Source organism: Streptomyces sp. NPDC088810 (assembly GCF_044750305.1).
GTDB lineage: Bacteria > Actinomycetota > Actinomycetes > Streptomycetales > Streptomycetaceae > Streptomyces.
The window spans coordinates 210,545-230,475 of the sequence record NZ_JBIVJQ010000005.1; the positions used below are offsets into that span (position 1 = coordinate 210,545).

The window sequence follows — 19,931 nt, forward strand, 5'->3', positions numbered from 1 at the left end:
GGCGCGGGGCCTCATCGTGGGACCGCAAGCCGAACTCCTCGCCACAGGCGGTGATCCCCATGCCCTCGCCCTCCTCGCCCCCGAACCCCTCCTCGCTGCCTCCCCTCCGGCTACCGCGCCCGCTGGGCACGGACGCGCCGCCGACCTGTGAGGTGCCCCCGTTCGATCCGGTGCGGGTGCGCGGCGGGCGGTATGTGCTGCAGCGGCTGGTGCGGCATCGCCGGCGGGCCGTCGCGGCCGGTCTCGCGGTGACCGCGGCGGCGCTCGTGGCCGCGGGCCCCCGGACCGGGACGCAACCGCAGGGCGCGGAGCGGACCCGGGCCCACCGGACCGCGGACCCCGTACGCCGGCACCCGGTGGCCGAGGTGGTGACGGCGCCGGTGCGGATCGCCGACGCCGCCACGGTGCGGCTGCTCCGGCCCGGAGACCGCGTCGACGTGATCGCCGCGGCGGACCCGTCGGCCGCAGGCGGCGTCCGGGTGCTCGCGCGCGGGGTACGGGTGACGAAGGTGCCCGAGCCGCTGGACGGCGCGGCCGAGAGCGGCGCGCTGGTCGTGCTGACGGTGCCGCGTGCCACGGCGGCACGGCTGGTCGGCGCGAGCGCCACCGCGCGCCTGGCGGTGACGCTGTGCTGAACCGGCTCGTACGCGCTGCCGGCGGCTTGCTGTCGAGTCCCACGATGGTGCTGCGGGACTGGACAGGCCTGCCGCGCCGTGCCATAGGTTGCGGAGCGTTTCGTTCCACACCCTGTGCACGCGAGGAGAGTCCCCTAGGTGAGCGCGAAGAAGGAACCGAGCGTCTGGCACGGCTTCAAGGCCTTCCTGATGCGCGGCAACGTCGTCGATCTGGCAGTCGCGGTGGTCATCGGCGCGGCCTTCACGAACATCGTCAACGCGGTGGTGAAGGGGATCATCAACCCGGTGGTCGGCGCGATCGGAACGCAGAGCCTCGACAACTACAGCTCGTGTCTGAAGGACCCGTGCAAGGTCGGCGCGGACGGCACGGTCAAGAGCGGGGTGCCGATCCTGTGGGGCTCCGTCCTGGGCGCCACCCTCACGTTCGTGATCACCGCGGCGGTCGTGTACTTCCTGATGGTCCTGCCGATGTCGAAGTACCTGGCCCGGCAGGCCGCCCGGAAGGCGGCGCGGGAGGGCACGAAGGAGGTCATCGAGGTGTCCGAGCTGGAGGTGCTCAAGGAGATCCGCGACGCGCTGGTCGCCCAGCGCGGGCCGGGGCACGGCGAACGCTAGCGGCACTCCCGCGGGTTGCTCAGAGGTGGTGGGGCGGCTTCTCGTCGAGGAAGCGCCTGAGGTCGGCGGCGCTGTCGCCGTCCGGGCGGTCGCCCCACCCGCGGTCGGTGTCGTCCGAGGACTGCTGGTCCAGCGGGTCGTCGAAGACCAGCGCGGGCTTCGGATCGCGGGGCTCGGGCTCGGGGGCGCTGCTCATGCCTTAAGGGTACGGCGCCCGCCGGGCCGCCCCGCCTGGGGTTTTCGCCAGACCTGACGAGCCCGGCCCGCTCGTGAATGCCTTCACAAGATTTCGCGGGGGTTTTCTGCTGTGCTGGGACCATGACGTCGAGTTCCGCCCCGGCGCCCGCCCCCTCGGGCGCACCAGGGCCCTCCGGCCCCCTGCGACGGCTCACCGCGCGCGGGCGCGACGAGGCGCACCGCGTCGCCTCTCCGCTGGAGCTCTTCTTCGATCTGTGCTTCGTCGTGGCGATCGCGCAGGCAGGGGTGCAACTGGTGCACGCCGTCGCGGCAGGGCACGCGGGCGAGGGGATCCTCGACTACGCGATGGCGTTCTTCGCCATCTGGTGGGCGTGGATGAACTTCAGCTGGTTCGCCTCGGCGTACGACAACGACGACGCGCTGTACCGGGTCGTCACCCTGATCCAGATCGCCGGTGTCCTGGTCCTGGCCGCCGGCATCTCCCGGGCCGCCGCGCACCACGACTTCCTGCTGGTCTGGCTCGGCTATCTGATCATGCGGCTGGCGATGGCCTGGCAGTGGCTGAGAGCCGCGCGCTCGGCCACGGACGGGGAGCGGACCGCGGCTCTGCGGTACGCGTACGGCGTGCTGTCGTGCCAGGTCGGCTGGTCGGGGCTGGTGCTGCTGCCGGAGCCGGCCCGGCCGTGGGTGTTCCTGGTGATGGCGGTCGCGGAACTGTGCGTGCCGCTGTACGCGGAGAAGGCCCAGGAGACCTCCTGGCATCCGCATCACATCGCCGAACGGTACGGACTGTTCACGATCATCGTCCTCGGCGAGACGATCGCCGCGGCCACGGTGGCCGTGAAGTCGGGCGTGGACGAGCACGACGCGCTGGGCGAGCTGCTGCCCATCGCGGGGGGCGGGCTGCTGATCGTGTTCTCCGCGTGGTGGATCTACTTCGTGGTGCCGATCCACGGTCACCTGCGCTCCAGCCGGCGGGCGTTCGTCTGGGGCTACGGCCACTATCTGGTCTTCGCCTCGACGGCGGCGATCGGCGCGGGCCTGGAGGTGGCCGTGGAGCAGGCGGTCGGCAAGGCGCACATCTCCGCCCTGTCCGCCTCGGCCGCGGTCACCCTGCCGACGGCCCTGTATCTGCTGACCGTGTGGGCGCTGCACTCCCGCCACTTCAAGGTGGGCCTCGCCCAGCAGCTGGTGCTGCCGGTCACGGCTCTGCTGGTGATCTGCTGCACCTTCCTGCGCGCGTGGGCGGTGCTCGCGGCGGGGCTGGTCTCCGCGGCCGCGGTGGCCACCGGCGTCGCCCTGACCGCGCACAGGGCCGCCCGGAACCGCGAGCCGGGCGCCACCGCCTCGGCCGGCTGAGTCCTTCGGAAGGGCGCGCCGGCTGGGCCAGACTGGCGTCCATGACAGCTGACGCATTGACGGATGTCGCCGGGCTGCGGGTGGGGCACGCCACCCGCGGCGGCGACGGCTGGCTCACCGGTACCACGGTCGTCCTCGCGCCCGAGGGCGGCGCCGTCGCCGCCGTGGACGTGCGCGGCGGCGGCCCCGGCACCAAGGAGACCGACGCGCTCGACCCGCGCAACGTGGTGCAGAAGGTCGACGCGGTCGTGCTGACCGGAGGCAGCGCGTACGGGCTCGACGCGGCGTCCGGGGTGATGGCCTGGCTGGAGGAACAGGGGCGCGGGGTGCCGGTGGGGACGGATCCGGCGCATGTCGTGCCCGTGGTGCCGGCCGCGTGCGTCTTCGACCTGGGGCGCGGTGGCGACTTCCGGGCCCGTCCCGACGCGGCGACGGGACGCGCGGCGGTGGAGGCCGCGGCGGCGGCCGCACCCGGCGCGCGGGTGCCCGAGGGGTGCGTCGGCGCCGGCACGGGCGCCGTCGCAGGGCGGCTCAAGGGCGGGGTGGGCAGCGCCAGTACGGTGCTCGCCTCGGGGATCACGGTGGCGGCGCTGGTGGTCGCGAACGCGGCCGGGTCGGTGATGGATCCGGAAACGGGGGTGCTGTACGGGGAGTTGTTCCAGGGGCGGGCCGAGTATCCGGAGGGGCGCGTGCACGAAGCCGCGCGCCGGCGCCTGGACGAGGCCGGCGCCGTCAACGCCCCGGCGCCGCTCAACACGACGCTGGCGGTAATCGCGACGGACGCGGACCTCACCAAGGCGCAGGCGCAGAAGCTCGCGGGCACGGCGCACGACGGCATCGCGCGCGCCGTCCGGCCGGTGCACCTGCTGCACGACGGCGACACGGTGTTCGCCCTCGCGACCGGCGCCCGGCCGCTCGGCGCGCACCCGTTGGCGCTCAACGACATCCTGGCCGCCGGCGCGGACCTCGTGACGCGCGCGATCGTACGCGCCGTACGCGCGGCCGAGTCGGTGGACGGTCCCGGCGGAGTGTGGCCGTCGTACGGGGAGTTGTACGGCCGCTAGGGCCGGGTTGAGCCCTGGATTGTCGCGGTTCTGTCACGTGATGGCGTTCATGGGCGCCGCAGGGAACCTTCCCCGGCTCCGGCGCCCTCTTTCTCCACGCACTGGAACGGATCACGCACATCACACGAACTGGGAGCAGCCCGTGACAACGCCGGACATTGCAGCGCGGCGCGCACTGGGGGCCTGTGCCGCCCTGATGGTCGGCGCCCTCACCCTGACCGCCTGCGGCGGCAGCGCCAACGCGACCGACGACGGCAAGGGCGGCAAGGACTCCCCCAAGACGTCGACGGCGAAGATCGCGATCTCGGCCAAGGACGGTTCGACCGGGGCGTCCATCAACGCCACCGGGGTGAAGGTCAGCGACGGCAGGCTGACGGACGTGAAGATGACCGTGGCGGGGTCGGGGCAGACCGTGCCGGGAGCGATATCGGCGGACGGCCGCAGCTGGAAGCCCAAGGCCCAGCTGGAGCGCGGGACGAAGTACCAGATAGCCGCGACCGCGAAGGACGCCGACGGCCGGACCGCGGCGGCCAACGCCATCTTCACCACCGTCAGCTCGTCGAACAGCTTCATCGGCACCTACACGCCCGACAACGGCTCGACGGTCGGTGTCGGCATGCCGGTGTCGTTCACCTTCGACAAGTCCATCACCGACAAGAAGGCCGTGCAGTCCCACATCACGGTCAACTCCACCAGCGGCCAGCAGGTGGCCGGCCACTGGTTCGGGGACCGCCGGCTCGACTTCCGGCCGCAGGAGTACTGGAAGGCCGGCTCCAAGGTCACGCTGAACATCGACCTGGACGGGGTCCAGGGCGCGAAGGGCGTCTACGGGGTGCAGAAGAAGACCGTCTCCTTCACCATCGGGCGGTCGCAGGTCTCCACGGTCGACGTCCACACGCAGACCATGACGGTCGTACGGGACGGCAAGACCTTCAAGACGGTGCCGATCTCGGCGGGCAGCCCGCAGCACACGACGTACAACGGGCAGATGGTGATCTCCGAGAAGTTCGTGCAGACCCGCATGAACGGCTCGACGGTCGGCTTCGGCGGGGAGTACGACATCCCGGACGTGCCGCACGCGATGCGGCTGACCACGTCGGGGACGTTCATCCACGGCAACTACTGGTACAACCGGGGCAACCCGCCGTTCGGGCGCGAGGGCACCAGCCACGGCTGCGTCGGCCTCGCGGACGTGCAGGGGGCGCAGGGCGACACGCAGGCCAAGTGGTTCTTCGACAACTCGCTCGTCGGGGACGTCGTGGTCGTGAAGAACTCCCCCGACACCACCGTCTCCCCCGACAACGGGCTCAACGGCTGGAACATGTCGTGGAGCGCCTGGACCGCGGGAAGTGCCGCCTGAGCGGCGGGTTTTGACAACCTGACGGGCCGCGCGGGAACTTCTCGCGCGGCCCGTGCGTTTTCCCGGCGTACGTTTTCTCGGTTCCCGGACATGATGTCCGACCGAGGGGCTACGGTATGCACCCACAAGGTGACATGCAGCAACGCCGGGAGATGCCTTGAGCGTTCCGTACGAGACCGCAGCGTACGAACCAGCCGAGTCGCCCGAGTCTCCTGAGGAGCATCTCGCGCGACTCCTCGGCCGTGCCCTGAACTCGTTCGAGCTGCCCGACGAGGTGATAAGGCGCCTCGACTGCGCGCTGGCGCACGACAGCTCGCTGCACTCCGCTTACCACAGCGCGGGGCTGCACCGGGAGACGTACCGGCACACCTGGCTGCTCGCCGACGGTTCGGCGGTCACGCTGTGGGAGCTGGTGCACAACCCGACGCCCGGCAGCGCCCCCGAGCACGAGGTGTACGTCGACGAGGAGGAGCTGCAGACCGCCACGGCGCGGCTCGGGATGCCGCCGGAGACGCAGGACTTCGAGCTGCCGTCGCTGATGCGGCTGTGGGCGATCCCCGAGCCACGGCACATGTACGCCACCGACGACTCGGCGGACCACGCGCGCCGGCTGCTGCGCCGCGCGGAGAACCCCGACCGGCCCGGCCCGGAGACGGCGGCACTGCTGGCGACGGCGACCGCGCACGAGATCACCCAGGCGTTCGGCCGCCCCGGGCGGGCCGGCCGCACGGGGCTGAGCTACGCGCTGTACGAACACGCCTTCCTGCTGCCGGACGGCACCGAGCTCTCCCTGTGGGAGGTCGAGCACACGGCGACGCCGGACGGGCGGCACATGTGCGAGGTCTACATGTCGGAGGAAGCGGCCCGCGACGCAATGGAACGCCGCGCGGCCCGCCAGGGGTGAGGGGTGGCAGGCGTGCGCGCGCCCCGGCAGGAGCACCGACCGCACGCGCAGCCCGGCAGGGGTAGCAGGCGTACCCGCCGCCCGGCAGGAGAACCGACCGCACGCGCGACCCGGCAGGAGTAGCAGGCGTACCCGCAGCCCGGCAGGAGAACCGACCGCACGCGCGACCCGGCAGGAGTAGCAGGCGTACCCGCAGCCCGGCAGGCGTAGCGGCCGTACCCGCGGCCAGGCTGGAGCACCGGCCGTGCCCGCGGCCAGGCTGGAGCACCGGCCGTGCCCGCGGCTGGCAGGAAGACTGGCCGCACGCGCAACCACGCAGGGGAACCGCCCGCCCCTGCGGCAGGCAGGAGAACCGACCACACGCGCGCCCGGCAGCAGAACCCGCCCGCATCCGCGGCCGGGCCGGGGTAGCAGACGCACGCGCGGCCCGGCAACCGAAGCGGGCGTACCCGCAGCCCGGCAGGGGTAGGGGCCGTGCGCGCGGTCCGGCAGGAGAAACGACCGCACGCGCAGCCCTGCAGGAGAACCGGCCGCACGGGCAGCCCGGCACGGGTATCGCCCGTTACGGGCGGCCCGGCAGCCGTAGCGGCCGTACCCGCGGCCCGGCAGCGTGACGGCCGTACCCGTGGCCCAGGCTGGAGCACCGGCCGTGCCCGCGGCTGGCAGGAAGACTGGCCGCACGCGCAGCCACGCAGGGGAACCGCCCGCCCCAGCGGCAGGCAGGAGAACCGGCCGTACCCGCGGCCCGGCAGCAGAACCCGGTCGTGCTTGCAGCCCGGCACGGGTAGCGCCCGTACGCGCGGCGCGGCACGGTCCCGGGGCGGAGTCCCGGGCCGTGCCGCGCAGGTGTCGTGGGTGGTGCCGTGGTGGTCAGGCCGCCACCGGCTGCTTGGTCTCCTTCGGTGTGGGGGCCTGCTGGGCGGCCGGGTCGGTGGCCGTGGACTCGGGGGCCGGCTTGCGCATGCCCTTGAGGAGGACCACCAGGGCCGTGGTGACGCAGACGCCGGCCGCGATGGCCACCAGGTACAGGAACGGGTTGCCGATCAGCGGGACCACGAAGATGCCGCCGTGCGGGGCGCGCAGGGTGGCGCCGAAGCCCATCGACAGGGTGCCGGTGAGCGCGCCGCCCACCATGGAGGACGGGATGACCCGCAGCGGGTCGGCCGCCGCGAACGGGATCGCGCCCTCGGAGATGAAGGACGCGCCAAGGACCCAGGCGGCCTTGCCGTTCTCGCGCTCGGTCGGGGTGAACAGCTTGCCGCGCACGGTGGTGGCCAGGGCCATCGCCAGCGGCGGGACCATGCCGGCCGCCATCACCGCGGCCATGATCTTCATCGCGGAGTCGCTGGGGTTGGAGACCGCGATGCCGGCGGTGGCGAAGGTGTAGGCGACCTTGTTGACCGGGCCGCCCAGGTCGAAGCACATCATCAGGCCGAGCAGCGCGCCGAGCAGGATGGCGTTGGTGCCGGTGAGGCCGTTCAGCCAGTCGGTCAGGCCCTTCTGGGCGCCGGCGATGGGCTTGCCGATCACGACGAACATCAGGAATCCGACGATCGCCGAGGAGATCAGCGGGATCACCACCACGGGCATGATGCCGCGCAACGCCGCGGGGATGTGCACCCGCTGGATCGACATCACCACGCCACCGGCGATCAGACCGGCCGCCAGACCGCCGAGGAAGCCCGCGTTGATGGTGAGCGAGATCGCGCCGCCCACGAAGCCGGGGACCAGTCCCGGCCGGTCCGCCATCCCGTAGGCGATGTAGCCGGCGAGGACCGGGACGAGGAAGCCGAAGGCCACGCCGCCGATCTGGAACAGCAGGGCGCCCCAGCTGTCGGCCTGGGTCCACAGGAAGTGGTCCATCACCGACGGCGCCTTGTTGATCTTGTAGCCGCCGATCGCGAAGCCCAGCGCGATGAGCAGACCGCCCGCGGCGACGAACGGGACCATGTAGCTGACGCCGGACATCAGCCACTTGCGGAGCTTGGTGCCGTAGCCCTCGGTGGAGTCGCCCGCGCGCTCGACCGGCGTGGCGGCCCCGTGCGCCGGCGCGCTCGCCTCGCCGCGCGCCGCCTTCTCGCGGACCTCCGCGATGAGTGCGGCCGGGCGGTTGATGCCCGCCTTCACGCCCACGTCGACGGTCGGCTTGCCCGCGAAGCGGTCCTTGTCGCGTACGGGAACGTCGTGCGCGAAGATCACGGCGTCCGCCGCCGCGATGACCGCCGGGTCCAGCCGGGTGAAGCCGGCCGAGCCCTGCGTCTCCACGACCAGCTCGACGCCCGCCTCACGGCCGGCGCTCTCCAGCGACTCGGCCGCCATGTAGGTGTGGGCGATGCCGGTCGGGCAGGACGTGACGGCGACGATGCGGAACGGGGTCTCGCCGGGGGCGGCCGAGGCGCCCGGCGCCGGGGCGGATCCGTCCGTGACGGCCGCACCCGGCGCCGGGGCCGTGCTGCCCGCTGCGGCGCCGGCGGAGGCCGCCACCGGCGCCGCAGCGGTGTCCTCGGAGGCGCCCACGGCGCCCGGAGCAGCGCCCGCGGCGCCCTCGGCAGCGCTCGCAGCGTCCTGCGCGCCGCCCTCCGACGGCACCTCGTCCCCGCGGATCAGCGCCGCCGCCGTCGCCGCGTCCCGCACCGACCGCAGCGCGTCCGTGAACTCGCTGTTCATCAGCTGGCGGGCGAGGGAGGAGAGGATCGTGAGGTGCGCGTCGTCGGCGCCGGCGGGGGCCGCGATCAGGAAGATCAGGTCGGCCGGGCCGTCCGCGGCGCCGAAGTCGATGCCTGCGGCGCTGCGGCCGAAGCCGAGGGTCGGCTCGGTGACATGGGCGCTGCGGCAGTGCGGGATGCCGATGCCGCCGTCGAGCCCGGTCGGCATCTGGGCCTCGCGGGCGGCGACGTCGGCGAGGAAGCCCTCCAGGTCGGTCACCCGGCCCTGGGCCACCATGCGCTCGGCGAGGGCACGGGCCGCCGCTTCCTTGGTGTCGGCGGACAGGTCGAGATCGACCAGGTCCGCGGTGATCATTTCGCTCATCGCGGGCTCCTATGCACGCGTACCGCCCGGGGAGTGGGGAGGGCGGAAGTGGGGACGGGGATGCGGTGGGGGGACGGGGTGGTGCGGGGGGCGGGGCCGGGGAAGCCCCGCCTCCGCGGGACGGCACGGCGGCTCGGGTGGCCTACCGCTCCGGGGCGGCGGCGAGTAACGGGGAGCCTCGCCGCTCCGTGGCCGGTCGGGTGGGCGCGTCCGGCTGGGCGGTCCCGGCACGTCCGCCGAGCCGGCGGAAGCCGGGGCGGGTGCCGGCGTACGCGATCGGGGTCATGACACCGGCTCCGTCAGTTCGCGGTCCAGGGGGATGTCGGCCGTGACCGTCACCGCCGCCGGATCCAGGTCGGCGGGGGTCGGCATCACGCTGCCGGGGAGCTGCACGGCGGCGGCGCCGTGGGCGACGGCGGAGACGAGCGCCTCGGGGCCGGTGCCGCCGGCGATGAGGAAGCCGGCCAGCGAGGCGTCGCCGGCACCGACGTTGCTGCGGACGGCGGACACCCGCGCGCTGCCGAACCAGGCGCCGGTGTCCGACACCAGGAGCTGGCCGTCGGCGCCCAGGCTCGCGAGCACGGCGCCCGCGCCCATCGCGCGCACCTCCTCGGCCGCCTTGAGCGCGTCGCCCACGGTCGCCAGGGGGCGCCCGACGGCTTCCGCGAGCTCTTCGGCGTTCGGCTTCACCACGTCGGGCCGCGCCCGCAGCGCCTCCAGGAGCGCGCGCCCCGAGGTGTCCAGCGCGATGCGCGCGCCCCCGGCGTGCGCCCGCGTGACGACGTCGGCGTACCAGGAGGGGGCGAGGCCCCGGGGCAGGCTGCCGCAGCACGCGATCCAGTCGGCGGCGCCGGAGTGCGAGCGGACGGTGTCCAGGAGGAGTTCCTGTTCGGCCTCCGACAGCTCCGGGCCCGGCGCGTTGATCTTGGTGAGCACCCCGTCGGCCTCCGCGAGCGCGATGTTGGAGCGGGTGGCGCCGGCCACCGGGACCGGGGCGACCTCGATGCCCTGCGCGTCGAGCAGGTCGGCGACGAGTGCGCCCGGCGCACCGCCCAGGGGCAGGACGGCGACCGTGCGCCGGCCGGCGGCGGCGACCGCGCGCGAGACGTTCACGCCCTTGCCACCGGGGTCCATGCGCTCGGTCTCGGCGCGGATGACCTCGCCGCGCTTGAGGGCCTGGACCTCGTAGGTGCGGTCGAGGGAGGGGTTGGGGGTGACGGTGAGGATCATGCGCGCACTACTTCCGTGCCACCGCGCTCGATGGCGGCGGCGTCTTCCGGGCTCAGCCCGCTGTCGGTGATCAGCAGGTCCACATCGCTCAGGTCGCCGAAGCGGGCGAAGTGTTCCTGGCCGTGCTTGGAGGAGTCGGCCAGCAGCACCACGCGGCGGGCGGCGGCGACGGCGGCCCGCTTGACCGCGGCCTCGGCGAGGTCGGGAGTGGTCAGACCGTGCTCGGCGGAGAATCCGTTGGCGGCTACGAACAGCACGTCGGCGCGGATCTCGCCGTACGCGCGCAGCGCCCAGGCGTCCACGGCGGCGCGCGTACGGTGCCGTACGCGCCCCCCGACCAGGTGGAGCTGGATGCCCGGGTGGTCGGCGAGGCGGGCGGCGATCGGCAGGGAGTGCGTGACGACGGTGAGCCGCGCCTCCAGCGGGATGGCGCCGGCCACGCGGGCGACCGTCGTACCGGCGTCGAGGATCATCGTGCCCTCGGCCGGCAGCTCGGTGAGGGCGGACTTGGCGATGCGGTCCTTCTCGTCGGCGGCGGTGGACTCGCGCTCGGTGAGGTCCGGCTCGAAGTCCAGGCGGCCCACCGGAATGGCACCGCCGTGCACCCGGCGGACGAGACCGGCGCGGTCGAGGGCCTTCAGATCGCGGCGGATCGTCTCCGCGGTGACCTGGAACTCCTCGGCCAGCGACAGCACGTCCACCCGGCCGCCGTCACGGGCGAGCCGGAGGATCTCCTGCTGCCGCTCCGGTGCGTACATGTCCGTTCGCCTCCGCCTCGATGGTCGACCCGATGTCCGATCACTTCCGGGTTGATGCCCGAACGTGTGGTTTCACCGGCAGGCTACGCCCGGATATCCGGAAAGTAAACAGATTCGGGCCCCCTCCGGGCAGGAACGGACGTCCGGTGCTGTCCGGGCAGCAGAAGGGCCCGGTACCGCACCGGTACCGGGCCCCTCGTCGTCCCTGGTCAGGGCACCAGCGCGGGCTCCTTCGGCGCCGCCGGCGCCTCCTGCTCCGCACCCTCCACGTGCTGGGCCGGACGCTTCGGCAGGGCGGACATCAGCAGGAAGATCGCGCCCATGATCCCGGCGACCCACCACAGCGCGTGCTGGAAGGCGTGCACGAACGCCGGACCGACCTGCGCCTGGGTCAGCCGGTCGCCGATCTCCCCGAAGAAGACCACCGACACCAGTCCCAGCCCCAGCGCGTTGCCCATCTGCTGCACGGTGTTGATCAGCCCGGACGCGGAACCGGCGTGCTCTCGCGGCACCTCCGAGAGCACCGCGTCGGTCAGCGGGGCGACGATCAGACCCATGCCGACACCCATCACGACCAGCGGCAGGGCCATCTGCCAGGAGGCGATGGCGAGGCCGTAGTGGCGGGCCTCCCCCAGGTAGAGCAGCACGCCCGCGCCCATCACCAGCGCGCCCGCCTGCAGCACCTTCCGGCCGAACCGCGGGACCAGCTGCTGCACCGAAAGCCCGGCCGCCGTGGACACCGCGAGCGAGAACGGCACCCCGGTCAGCCCGGCCCGCAGCGGGCTCCAGCCCAGGCCGATCTGCATGTACAGCGTCCAGACCAGGAAGAAGATGCCGAGCGCGACACCGAAGACGGTCTGTACGGCGATGCCCGCGGCGAAGCTCTTCACCCGGAAGAGGGACAGCTCGACGAGCGGGGAACCGTCCTTGGCCGCCTTCCGTTTTTCGTACGACACCAGCGCCGCGAAGACGACGAGCGAGCCGGCCATGCAGCCGTACCCCCACAGCGGCCAGCCCAGCTCGCGGCCGCGGGTGAGCGGGTAGAGCAGCATCAGCAGGCCCAGCGTCACCAGGGCGACGCCGACGAGGTCCAGCTTCATCGCCCTGGGGGCCTTCGACTCGGTGATGAAGCGACGGCCCAGCAGCCAGGCGAGGACACCCACGGGGAGGTTGATGAGGAAGATGGGCCGCCATTCGAGGCCGAACAGGTTCCACTCCGTCAGCAGGGCGCCCAGCAGCGGGCCGGAGACCGCGCCGAGGCCGACGATCGCGCCGAACAGACCGAAGACCTTGCCGCGTTCGTGGGCCGGGAAGGTGGCGTGCACGATGGACAGCACCTGAGGCACCATCAGCGCGGCCATACCGCCCTGCAGGAGGCGGGAGGCGACCAGCATCTCCGGGTTCGCGGCGAAGCCGCACAGGGCGGAGGCGAAGGTGAAGCCGCCGATGCCGAGGAGGAACAGCCGCTTGCGGCCGTGGATGTCGCCGAGCCGGCCACCGGTGATCAGACCGGCGGCGAAAGCGAGGGCGTAGCCGGCGGTTATCCACTGGATCTGGCTGACCGAGGCGTGGGCGCTCTGCTTGATGGACGGGATCGCGATGTTGACGATCGTGACGTCCACCAGGTCCATGAAGGCCGCGGTCATGACGATGGCCAGGGCCAGCCAGCGGGCGCGGTCGGGCGCCGGGGGAGCGAGGGTGCTGTCGTTCGGGGTCATGGAAGAAACGTAGGACCCCATTAGGTCAGATCGTGTCCTATATCTGCGGCATGCTCGTCTCCATGACGACGGACACTCCAGCCCGGCTGCTCCAGCTCCTCTCCCTCCTCCAGACGCCCCGCGAGTGGCCCGGCGGTGAACTCGCCGACCGGCTCGGGGTGTCCCGGCGTACCGTGCGGCGGGACGTCGACCGACTGCGGGAGCTGGGCTATCCGGTGCAGGCGACGAAGGGCGCGGACGGCGGGTACCGGCTGGTGGCCGGCAAGGCGATGCCGCCGCTGGTGCTGGACGACGAGGAGGCCGTCGCGATCGCGGTGGGACTGCGGGCCGGTGCCGGGCACGCCGTGGAAGGGGTGGAGGAGGCGTCCGTCCGGGCGCTGGCCAAGCTGGAACAGGTGCTGCCCTCCCGGCTGCGCCACCGCGTGTCCACGCTGCAGGCCGCGACCACGCCGCTCACCAGCGGGGACGGGCCGAGCATCGCGCCGGAGACGCTTACCGTGATGGCGTCGACGGTGGCGGGACACGAGCGGCTGCGGTTCGCCTACCGCGACAAGGACGGCAGCGCGTCCCGCCGGCTGACCGAGCCGCACCGGCTGGTGTCGACGGGGCGGCGCTGGTACCTGGTCGCGTACGACCTGGACCGCGCCGACTGGCGCACCTTCCGGGTCGACCGGGTGAGCGAACCGTTCGCGACCGGAGTCCGGTTCGCGCCACGGGAGTTGCCGACGGGGAGCGCCGCCGAGTACCTGCGGCAGTCGATCCACCGCCGGCAGGAGACGTACGCGTTCGAGGTGCGGTTCGCCGCGCCGGCGGAACAGGTCTGCGCACGGACACCCAAGTGGCTCGGAACACCCGAGGACGACGGCAACGGCGGGTCCCTCCTCCAGGGCACCACCGGCGACCCCGTGGAGTGGCTGGCGGTACGACTGGCGATGACGGGGTTCGAGTTCTCGGTCCGGGGCCCGGCGGAACTGGCGGAGTCGGTAAGGGAGTTGGGGGCGCGGTTGACCAGAGCCGCCTCACTCCCCGACCCCGACGCCACCCCACCCGAAGTCCCGTAGCGCCCGCAGGTTGCGGAGGGCGAGGGCCGCCGGGCTGCCGGGGCCGGTGGGCGGGGTGGTCGTGGTGGCCCAGGACTCCACGGCCACGCGGACGGCGGCGCCGGCCACGGCTGCGGCGAAGCGGAGGTCCGCCTCGTCGGCCTGTCTGCCCGGCACCCGTGCCACCAGGATCTCCGCCAGCGCCGCCTCCGAGGCCTGGCACACCTCCGCCCAGACCTTGCCCAGGGCCGGGCTGCTGCGGGCCAGGCGGATGAGGGTGCGCAGCCACTCCCAGGACGCGGCCGAGACGCCGATGCCGGGGGTGAGGGTGTGGCGGGCGGCGTGTTCCAGTGCCTGCGGGAGGGACAGGTGGGCCGGGGCCGCACGGACCGCCTCGGTCCAGCGCTGGGCGCCGGCCGCGTAGAGCGGGGCCACCGCCTCTTCCTTGCTGGCGAAGTAGCGGTAGAAGGTGCGCGGTGCGATGCCCGCGGCCTGGGCGATGTCCTCGGCGCGGGTCGCCCGCAGGCCCTGCTGCACGAAGAGGGCGGCCGCCGCCCGGGCGATCTCCATCCGGGTCTCGGCCTTCCGGCGTTCGGTGAGGGACATCGGCGCGGAGGCGGAAAACGGCTGGTGGGCGGCGCTGGGGGTGGTGCTCACCCCGGCAGGCTATGCCCGTGTGGCAGAATCTGCCATCCGGTGGTCCACCCCGGGGTTCAGGTACGGGGTGGGCCGCCATTCCAGTGTTCGGGCACGCACAGCGGCGCCCCTGCCCGCGCCCGGCGGGGCCGGAAGACGCCCCTCACCGCACGAAGAAGCAAGAAGAGGCCGGGCTCCGGCGCCTGGGGGGGGTAGGCGCCGAAGCCCGGCTCGGATGGTCCCGGCGCCGGGGGGGGTGTGCGTCGGGACGTGGTTCACGTGGGGCCGGCCAGGTAGTGGCCGGGGGTGCGGTGTGCGTGGGGAGTGCGGTGCCCGGGCCCACTGGGCCCGGAAGGGTTTTTCCCTCCGGCCCAGGGGTTGAAGCGACGGGACCACGCCATGTTTGCGCCGTCTTTCGCCCCGGTGCGCGCCGGGCAGTGCGCCGTACGCCGGGTACGCCAGGGGCCCTCACGGCCGTCGCCGTACCCCGGGCCCCCCGCGTCACGCCGCCGCGTCGAACCCGGTGCTCCGGGCCAGCTTCTTCAGCTCCAGCAGGGCGTGCTTCTCGATCTGCCGGATCCGCTCACGGGTGAGTCCGTGCTCCTTGCCGACCTCGGTCAGGGTGCGCTCGCGGCCGTCCTCGATGCCGTAGCGCATCTTGATGATGGAGGCCGTGCGCTGGTCCAGGCGGCCGATCAGGTCGTCCAGTTCCTCGCTGCGCAGCAGGGTCAGGACGGACTGCTCGGGGCTCACCGCCGAGGTGTCCTCCAGCAGGTCGCCGAACTGGGTCTCGCCCTCGTCGTCCACCGACATGTTCAGCGAGACCGGGTCGCGGGCCCAGTCGAGGACGTCGATGACGCGCTCCGGTGTCGAACCCAGCTCCGCGGCGATCTCCGCGGGCTCCGGGTCGCGGCCGTTCTCGCGGTTGAACTCGCGCTGCACGCGGCGGATGCGGCCCAGCTCCTCCACCAGGTGGACGGGGAGCCGGATCGTGCGGGACTGGTCGGCGATGGAGCGGGTGATGGCCTGCCGGATCCACCAGGTGGCGTACGTCGAGAACTTGAAGCCCTTGCGGTAGTCGAACTTCTCGACGGCGCGCACCAGACCGGCGTTGCCCTCCTGGATCAGGTCGAGCAGGGGCAGCCCGCTGCGCGGGTAGCGCCGGGCGACCGCGACGACCAGGCGGAGGTTGGAGCGGATGAAGACGTCCTTGGCGCGCTCACCGGCGGCGACCAGGGCCTCGAGTTCCTCGCGGGTGGCGTCCGACCTGGACTCCTCCTCGCCGTCGAGGACCTGTTGCGCGAACACACCCGCCTCGATGGTCTGGGACAGCTCGACCTCCTTTGCGGCGTCGAGCAGCGGCGTACGCGCGATCTCGTCGAGGTACATGCCGACCAGGTCGCGGTCTGCGATCTCGCCGCCATGAGCGCGAACACTGCTTGCCGAGTCGGCCGTCTCGCCGGTGGCGGACTGACGACGGGCGACGGCGCGGGTTGCCATGCGTGCTCCCTTGCGATGGTGGGCTGGCGGGTGGTCCTGGTGAACGCCCGGCACTGAGGAGGACCGTCTCCGGACTCACTCACTCGCTCCGAGACTGTCTCCGAGTGCCCTGCATCCGTGGGAAACAACGACTGGAATCCGGACAGAATTCCCAACCCGCCCCCCGATTTTTCTGATCATGCAGTACCCTGTTCCGCCGCGCAGGGAGGCGAGATGCCGTCGGAACATGTCGAGGTGCAGGTCAGGCCCGGGATCGAGGGGGACCTCGACGCCCTCACGGCGATCTACAACCACTACATACGTGAGACGGCCATCACATTCGATACCGCGATCTTCTCTCCGGGAGAGCGCCGCCCTTGGCTGCTCTCCCACCCGGAAGACGGCCCCCACCGGCTGATGGTTGCCACGGACGCGGACTCACAGCAGATTCTTGGGTACGCCACATCCAGCCCTTACCGGCCGAAGCCGGCGTACCTGACCTCCGTGGAGACCTCGGTGTACGTCGCCCCGGGCGCCGGCCGGCGCGGGATCGGCACCCTGCTCTACGGCGCCCTGTTCGACGCCCTGGCCGGGGAGGACGTACACCGCGCCTACGCAGGCATCGCGCAGCCGAACGAGGCGTCCGAGCGGCTGCACGCGCGCTTCGGTTTCCGGTACGTCGGCACGTACCACGAGGTGGGCCGCAAGTTCGGCCGCTACTGGGACGTGGCCTGGTACGAGAAGCGGCTGTAGCCCTCTGGGCCCTTATCCGGACTGCAGCCCTCCGGGCCCTTATCCGGACTGCAACCTCCGGACTCTTATCCGAACTGCACGGACCGCTTCGCCATTCCCATCCAGAACCCGTCGATCACCGACTTCTGCGCGTCCAGCTCGCCGCCGGCCTCCGCCGCGCCCATGGTGACGAAGAGCGGGGCGAAGTGTTCGGTGCGCGGGTGGGCGTACCGGCCGGCCGGGGCCTTCTCCAGGAAGTCGAGCAGGGCGTCCCAGTCGCGGGCCTCCAGGGCGCGCCGGCCCCAGTCGTCGAACTCGGAGGACCAGCTCGGCACGCCCCGGCCGGCGTGGCGCAGGGCCGCGAGGTTGTGGGTGAAGAAGCCGGAGCCGACGATCAGCACGCCCTCGTCGCGCAGGGGGGCGAGCTTGCGGCCGATGTCCATCAGGCGCACCGGGTCGAGGGTGGGCATGGAGATCTGCAGGACGGGGATGTCGGCGGCCGGGAACATCTCGACGAGGGGGACGTAGGCGCCGTGGTCGAGGCCCCGGTCGGGGATGTCCTGGACGGGGATGCCGGGGGCCCGCAGCAGCTTGCGGACGGCCTCGGCGAGTGCGGGTGCGCCGGGGGCGGGGTACCGGACCTGGTAGTAGTGCTGGGGGAAGCCCCAGAAGTCGTAGACGAGCGGGACGGTCTCGACCGCGCCGAGGGCGAGCGGGGCCTCCTCCCAGTGGGCGGAGACCATGAGGATCGCCTCGGGGCGGGGCAGGCCGGCGGACCAGGCGGCGAGCTGGCCGGGCCAGACCGGGTCGTCGGCGAGCGGCGGGGCGCCGTGGCTGAGGTACAGGGCGGGCATGCGCTCCTGAGCGGTGGCGGACATGGCGGCGGCTCCCGGTGATCCAGACGCTGGGACTGCTGTCGAGCCAAATGCTTTAACTCTCAAGCTCCTGCTCGGACTCTACGCCTGACTTGTTCAAGTTTCAAGGAGACGGCTCGTACAGTGGAACGCATGAACACGGCACCGGACACCGCCGCCGCACGGCACCGCTGGCTCACCGACGAGGAACAGCGCATCTGGCGCGCCTACCTGCACGCCACCACCCTCCTGGAGGACCACCTCGACCGGCAGCTGCAGCGCGACGCGGGCATGCCGCACATCTACTACGGCCTCCTCGTCGGCCTCGCCGAGGCGCCCCGCCGCCGGCTGCGGATGACCGAGCTGGCGATGCAGGCGAAGATCACCCGCTCCCGGCTCTCGCACGCGATCGCCCGGCTGGAGAAGAACGGCTGGGTGCGCCGCGAGGACTGCCCCTCCGACAAGCGCGGCCAGTTCGCCGTCCTCACCGACGAGGGCTACGAGGTGCTGCGGCGCACCGCACCCGGCCATGTGACCGCCGTACGGCAGGCGCTGTTCGACCGGCTCGGCCCCGAACAGCAGAAGGCCCTCGGCGAGATCATGCAGATCGTCGCCGAGGGCCTCCAGCCCAACGAAGCGGGTGCGGACCTCCCCTGGCTCCGCTAAATCACCGTACGGCCGCTCGCCGCATGGCCCGTCAGTGGGCCACCACCGGCACCGGCACCTCGTCCTCGACGCCCTCGCCCGAGGCCACCGGGGTGGAACCGGGACGGCCGGCGTTGACGAAGGTGAAGGCGATCAGGGCGGCGGCCGCCAGGATGCCGACGGCGAACCAGATCGCGGCGCTGTAGCCGTGCACCATGCCCTGGAGCTGCACCAGCTGCTGCTGCGGCTTGGCGGTGGCACCGGCGATGTGGTCCTTGACGTACGAGGTGGTCGCCGAGGCGGCGATGGTGTTCAGCAGGGCGGTGCCGATCGCGCCGCCCACCTGCTGCGAGGTGTTGACCATCGCGGAGGCGACACCGGCGTCCCGGGGCTCGACGCCCTGGGTGGCCAGGGACATCGCCGGCATGAACGCCGTACCCATGCCGAGGCCGAGCAGCACCATCGCGGGCAGCAGCAGGGCGGCGTACGAGGAGTCGATCTCCAGCTGGGTCAGCAGCAGCATGCCGAGGCCGGCGACCAGGAAGCCGGGGCCCATCAGCAGGCGGGCCGGGACGCGGGTCATCAGCCGGGTGCCGATCTGGGTGGAGCCGGTGATCATGCCGGCCACCATCGGCAGGAAGGCGAAGCCGGTCTTGACCGGCGAGTAGCCCTTGACGACCTGCAGGTAGTAGGTCAGGAAGAGGAACAGGCCGAACATGCCGATGATCGCGAGGCCCAGCGAGAGGTAGATACCGCCGCGGTTGCGGTCGGTCACCACGCGCAGCGGCAGCAGCGGGGCCTTGACCTTGGACTCCACGATCACGAAGGCGAGCAGCAGCACCACGGACGCGACGAACATCGACACGGTCACCGCGTCGCCCCAGCCGTCGGACTCGGCGCGGGTGAAGCCGTAGACCAGCGCGACCAGGCCGAGCGTGGACAGCAGGACGCCCGGGATGTCGAGCGGGTTGCGGTTGCGGCCGCCCTCCGGCTCACGGATGACGAAGTAGGCGCCGGCCGCGGCGACCACGGCGAACGGCACGTTCACGAAGAAGGTCCAGCGCCAGTCCAGGTACTCGGTCAGGAAGCCGCCGAGGATCAGGCCGACGGCACCGCCGCCGCCCGCGATCGCGCCGTAGATGCCGAACGCCTTGGCGCGCTCCTTGGCGTCGGTGAACATCACCGCGAGCAGGGACAGCGCGGCCGGGGCGAGCAGCGCGCCGAAGACGCCCTGGAGGGCGCGGGCGCCGAACATCATCGCGCCGGTGGTGGCGGCACCGCCGAGCGCGGAGGCCGCGGCGAAGCCGCCCAGACCGAGCACGAAGGCGCGCTTGCGGCCCCACAGGTCGGCGATCCGGCCGCCGAAGAGCAGCAGACCGCCGAAGGCGAGGGCGTAGGCCGTGACGACCCACTGCCGGTTGCCGTCGGATATGCCGAGGTCCGTCTGGGCGGAGGGCAGGGCGATGTTCACGATGGTGGCGTCGAGGACGACCATCAGCTGGGCGAGCGCGATGAAGACGAGCGCTTTCCAGCGGTTGGCGTCACCGCTCGGGGCGGTGGCGCCGGGAGCCTTGAGGGCTGTTTCGGACATGGAGATACCCACTTCGTGACGGAAGGTGCGGCGAAAAATAATGAGAAAACGGAGTAAGGCGGAAAGGTGAAGAGGAGCACGGC

The 19,931-nt window shown here is 72.5% G+C and carries 19 protein-coding genes; 9 read left to right on the plus strand and 10 right to left on the minus strand.

The features are described 5' to 3' along the window. Positions 1 to 59: 59 nt before the first annotated feature. Together ACIP4Y_RS18730 and mscL are read left to right on the plus strand one after the other, a co-directional pair. Entirely contained in the window at positions 60 to 635 is a 576-nt protein-coding gene (locus tag ACIP4Y_RS18730; RefSeq protein WP_401394408.1) for a hypothetical protein, read from the plus strand. A gap of 138 nt (positions 636 to 773) precedes the next feature. Continuing rightward, a complete protein-coding gene (mscL, locus tag ACIP4Y_RS18735; RefSeq protein ID WP_401394411.1) occupies positions 774 to 1,250 on the plus strand; it encodes a large conductance mechanosensitive channel protein MscL in 477 nt (158 codons plus the stop codon). A gap of 19 nt (positions 1,251 to 1,269) precedes the next feature. On the opposite strand, the gene ACIP4Y_RS18740 is transcribed toward mscL, so the two are convergent. Continuing rightward, positions 1,270 to 1,446 carry a hypothetical protein gene (locus tag ACIP4Y_RS18740; RefSeq protein ID WP_189983513.1) on the minus strand — a complete coding sequence of 59 codons (177 nt, stop codon included), beginning with the start codon at positions 1,444 to 1,446 and terminating at the stop codon, positions 1,270 to 1,272. A gap of 122 nt (positions 1,447 to 1,568) precedes the next feature. On the opposite strand from ACIP4Y_RS18740, the gene ACIP4Y_RS18745 reads away from it, so the two are divergent. The 4 genes from ACIP4Y_RS18745 (at position 1,569) to ACIP4Y_RS18760 (ending at position 6,135) form a co-directional block, all read left to right on the plus strand. Beyond that, the gene (locus ACIP4Y_RS18745) at positions 1,569 to 2,807 is read left to right on the plus strand and encodes a low temperature requirement protein A (protein WP_401394415.1); all 1,239 of its coding nucleotides are present in this window, start codon (positions 1,569 to 1,571) and stop codon (positions 2,805 to 2,807) included. A gap of 41 nt (positions 2,808 to 2,848) precedes the next feature. Next, positions 2,849 to 3,871 carry a P1 family peptidase gene (locus ACIP4Y_RS18750; protein ID WP_401394418.1) on the plus strand — a complete coding sequence of 341 codons (1,023 nt, stop codon included), beginning with the start codon at positions 2,849 to 2,851 and terminating at the stop codon, positions 3,869 to 3,871. 142 nt (positions 3,872 to 4,013) lie between these two features. Beyond that, positions 4,014 to 5,231, plus strand: coding sequence for an Ig-like domain-containing protein (locus ACIP4Y_RS18755; RefSeq protein WP_358641671.1), 1,218 nt, complete (start codon positions 4,014 to 4,016; stop codon positions 5,229 to 5,231). A 157-nt stretch (positions 5,232 to 5,388) separates the two neighbouring features. Continuing rightward, positions 5,389 to 6,135, plus strand: coding sequence for a DUF6227 family protein (locus tag ACIP4Y_RS18760; protein WP_358641669.1), 747 nt, complete (start codon positions 5,389 to 5,391; stop codon positions 6,133 to 6,135). A gap of 870 nt (positions 6,136 to 7,005) precedes the next feature. Here ACIP4Y_RS18760 and ACIP4Y_RS18765 read toward each other — a convergent pair. The 5 genes from ACIP4Y_RS18765 to ACIP4Y_RS18785 form a co-directional block, all read right to left on the minus strand. Then, the gene (locus ACIP4Y_RS18765) at positions 7,006 to 9,165 is read right to left on the minus strand and encodes a fructose-specific PTS transporter subunit EIIC (protein ID WP_401394422.1); all 2,160 of its coding nucleotides are present in this window, start codon (positions 9,163 to 9,165) and stop codon (positions 7,006 to 7,008) included. Between the two features lie 142 nt (positions 9,166 to 9,307). Further along, positions 9,308 to 9,451 carry a hypothetical protein gene (locus tag ACIP4Y_RS18770; protein WP_358641665.1) on the minus strand — a complete coding sequence of 48 codons (144 nt, stop codon included), beginning with the start codon at positions 9,449 to 9,451 and terminating at the stop codon, positions 9,308 to 9,310. Next, the gene (pfkB, locus tag ACIP4Y_RS18775) at positions 9,448 to 10,395 is read right to left on the minus strand and encodes a 1-phosphofructokinase (protein ID WP_401394426.1); all 948 of its coding nucleotides are present in this window, start codon (positions 10,393 to 10,395) and stop codon (positions 9,448 to 9,450) included. The genes ACIP4Y_RS18770 and pfkB overlap by 4 nt, the downstream gene beginning before the upstream one ends. Next, complete coding sequence (locus tag ACIP4Y_RS18780; RefSeq protein WP_401394429.1) at positions 10,392 to 11,153, minus strand: DeoR/GlpR family DNA-binding transcription regulator; 762 nt, start codon at positions 11,151 to 11,153, stop codon at positions 10,392 to 10,394. Before ACIP4Y_RS18780 ends, pfkB begins: the two co-directional genes overlap by 4 nt. A gap of 209 nt (positions 11,154 to 11,362) precedes the next feature. After that, entirely contained in the window at positions 11,363 to 12,892 is a 1,530-nt protein-coding gene (locus tag ACIP4Y_RS18785) for an MFS transporter (protein ID WP_401394432.1), read from the minus strand. A gap of 41 nt (positions 12,893 to 12,933) precedes the next feature. On the opposite strand from ACIP4Y_RS18785, the gene ACIP4Y_RS18790 reads away from it, so the two are divergent. Further along, positions 12,934 to 13,932, plus strand: a complete 999-nt coding sequence (locus tag ACIP4Y_RS18790) for a helix-turn-helix transcriptional regulator (protein WP_401394435.1) — start codon at positions 12,934 to 12,936, stop codon at positions 13,930 to 13,932. On the opposite strand, the gene ACIP4Y_RS18795 is transcribed toward ACIP4Y_RS18790, so the two are convergent. Both ACIP4Y_RS18795 and ACIP4Y_RS18800 read right to left on the minus strand, forming a co-directional pair. Continuing rightward, positions 13,891 to 14,481 carry a TetR/AcrR family transcriptional regulator gene (locus tag ACIP4Y_RS18795; protein WP_401395197.1) on the minus strand — a complete coding sequence of 197 codons (591 nt, stop codon included), beginning with the start codon at positions 14,479 to 14,481 and terminating at the stop codon, positions 13,891 to 13,893. The two genes, ACIP4Y_RS18790 and ACIP4Y_RS18795, sit on opposite strands and share 42 nt — an antisense overlap. A 567-nt stretch (positions 14,482 to 15,048) precedes the next feature. Continuing rightward, the gene (locus ACIP4Y_RS18800) at positions 15,049 to 16,047 is read right to left on the minus strand and encodes a sigma-70 family RNA polymerase sigma factor (RefSeq protein WP_358641655.1); all 999 of its coding nucleotides are present in this window, start codon (positions 16,045 to 16,047) and stop codon (positions 15,049 to 15,051) included. A gap of 213 nt (positions 16,048 to 16,260) precedes the next feature. Between ACIP4Y_RS18800 and ACIP4Y_RS18805 the strand changes: the two genes are divergently transcribed. Further along, on the plus strand, positions 16,261 to 16,779 hold the full coding sequence (locus ACIP4Y_RS18805) for a GNAT family N-acetyltransferase (protein ID WP_401394439.1): 519 nt from the start codon (positions 16,261 to 16,263) through the stop codon (positions 16,777 to 16,779). Positions 16,780 to 16,844: 65 nt separating this feature from the next. On the opposite strand, the gene ACIP4Y_RS18810 is transcribed toward ACIP4Y_RS18805, so the two are convergent. Then, the gene (locus tag ACIP4Y_RS18810) at positions 16,845 to 17,636 is read right to left on the minus strand and encodes a dioxygenase (RefSeq protein ID WP_401394442.1); all 792 of its coding nucleotides are present in this window, start codon (positions 17,634 to 17,636) and stop codon (positions 16,845 to 16,847) included. A 129-nt stretch (positions 17,637 to 17,765) separates the two neighbouring features. Here ACIP4Y_RS18810 and ACIP4Y_RS18815 point away from each other — a divergent pair, with 129 nt between their 5' ends. Beyond that, entirely contained in the window at positions 17,766 to 18,278 is a 513-nt protein-coding gene (locus tag ACIP4Y_RS18815; protein ID WP_401394445.1) for a MarR family winged helix-turn-helix transcriptional regulator, read from the plus strand. A 31-nt stretch (positions 18,279 to 18,309) separates the two neighbouring features. On the opposite strand, the gene ACIP4Y_RS18820 is transcribed toward ACIP4Y_RS18815, so the two are convergent. Beyond that, the gene (locus tag ACIP4Y_RS18820) at positions 18,310 to 19,848 is read right to left on the minus strand and encodes an MFS transporter (protein WP_401394448.1); all 1,539 of its coding nucleotides are present in this window, start codon (positions 19,846 to 19,848) and stop codon (positions 18,310 to 18,312) included. Positions 19,849 to 19,931 lie beyond the last annotated feature (83 nt).

Coding starts and splice junctions, on each gene's coding strand:
- ACIP4Y_RS18785 (WP_401394432.1), bottom strand. CDS start 12,892: ATGGGGTCCTACGTTTCTTCCATGACCCCGAACGACAGCACCCTCGCT.
- ACIP4Y_RS18730 (WP_401394408.1), top strand. CDS start 60: ATGCCCTCGCCCTCCTCGCCCCCGAACCCCTCCTCGCTGCCTCCCCTC.
- ACIP4Y_RS18750 (WP_401394418.1), top strand. CDS start 2,849: ATGACAGCTGACGCATTGACGGATGTCGCCGGGCTGCGGGTGGGGCAC.
- ACIP4Y_RS18765 (WP_401394422.1), bottom strand. CDS start 9,165: ATGAGCGAAATGATCACCGCGGACCTGGTCGATCTCGACCTGTCCGCC.
- ACIP4Y_RS18820 (WP_401394448.1), bottom strand. CDS start 19,848: ATGTCCGAAACAGCCCTCAAGGCTCCCGGCGCCACCGCCCCGAGCGGT.
- ACIP4Y_RS18780 (WP_401394429.1), bottom strand. CDS start 11,153: ATGTACGCACCGGAGCGGCAGCAGGAGATCCTCCGGCTCGCCCGTGAC.
- ACIP4Y_RS18810 (WP_401394442.1), bottom strand. CDS start 17,636: ATGTCCGCCACCGCTCAGGAGCGCATGCCCGCCCTGTACCTCAGCCAC.
- ACIP4Y_RS18805 (WP_401394439.1), top strand. CDS start 16,261: ATGCCGTCGGAACATGTCGAGGTGCAGGTCAGGCCCGGGATCGAGGGG.
- ACIP4Y_RS18745 (WP_401394415.1), top strand. CDS start 1,569: ATGACGTCGAGTTCCGCCCCGGCGCCCGCCCCCTCGGGCGCACCAGGG.
- ACIP4Y_RS18790 (WP_401394435.1), top strand. CDS start 12,934: ATGACGACGGACACTCCAGCCCGGCTGCTCCAGCTCCTCTCCCTCCTC.
- ACIP4Y_RS18815 (WP_401394445.1), top strand. CDS start 17,766: ATGAACACGGCACCGGACACCGCCGCCGCACGGCACCGCTGGCTCACC.
- pfkB (WP_401394426.1), bottom strand. CDS start 10,395: ATGATCCTCACCGTCACCCCCAACCCCTCCCTCGACCGCACCTACGAG.
- ACIP4Y_RS18795 (WP_401395197.1), bottom strand. CDS start 14,481: ATGGAGATCGCCCGGGCGGCGGCCGCCCTCTTCGTGCAGCAGGGCCTG.
- ACIP4Y_RS18770 (WP_358641665.1), bottom strand. CDS start 9,451: ATGACCCCGATCGCGTACGCCGGCACCCGCCCCGGCTTCCGCCGGCTC.
- ACIP4Y_RS18800 (WP_358641655.1), bottom strand. CDS start 16,047: ATGGCAACCCGCGCCGTCGCCCGTCGTCAGTCCGCCACCGGCGAGACG.
- ACIP4Y_RS18740 (WP_189983513.1), bottom strand. CDS start 1,446: ATGAGCAGCGCCCCCGAGCCCGAGCCCCGCGATCCGAAGCCCGCGCTG.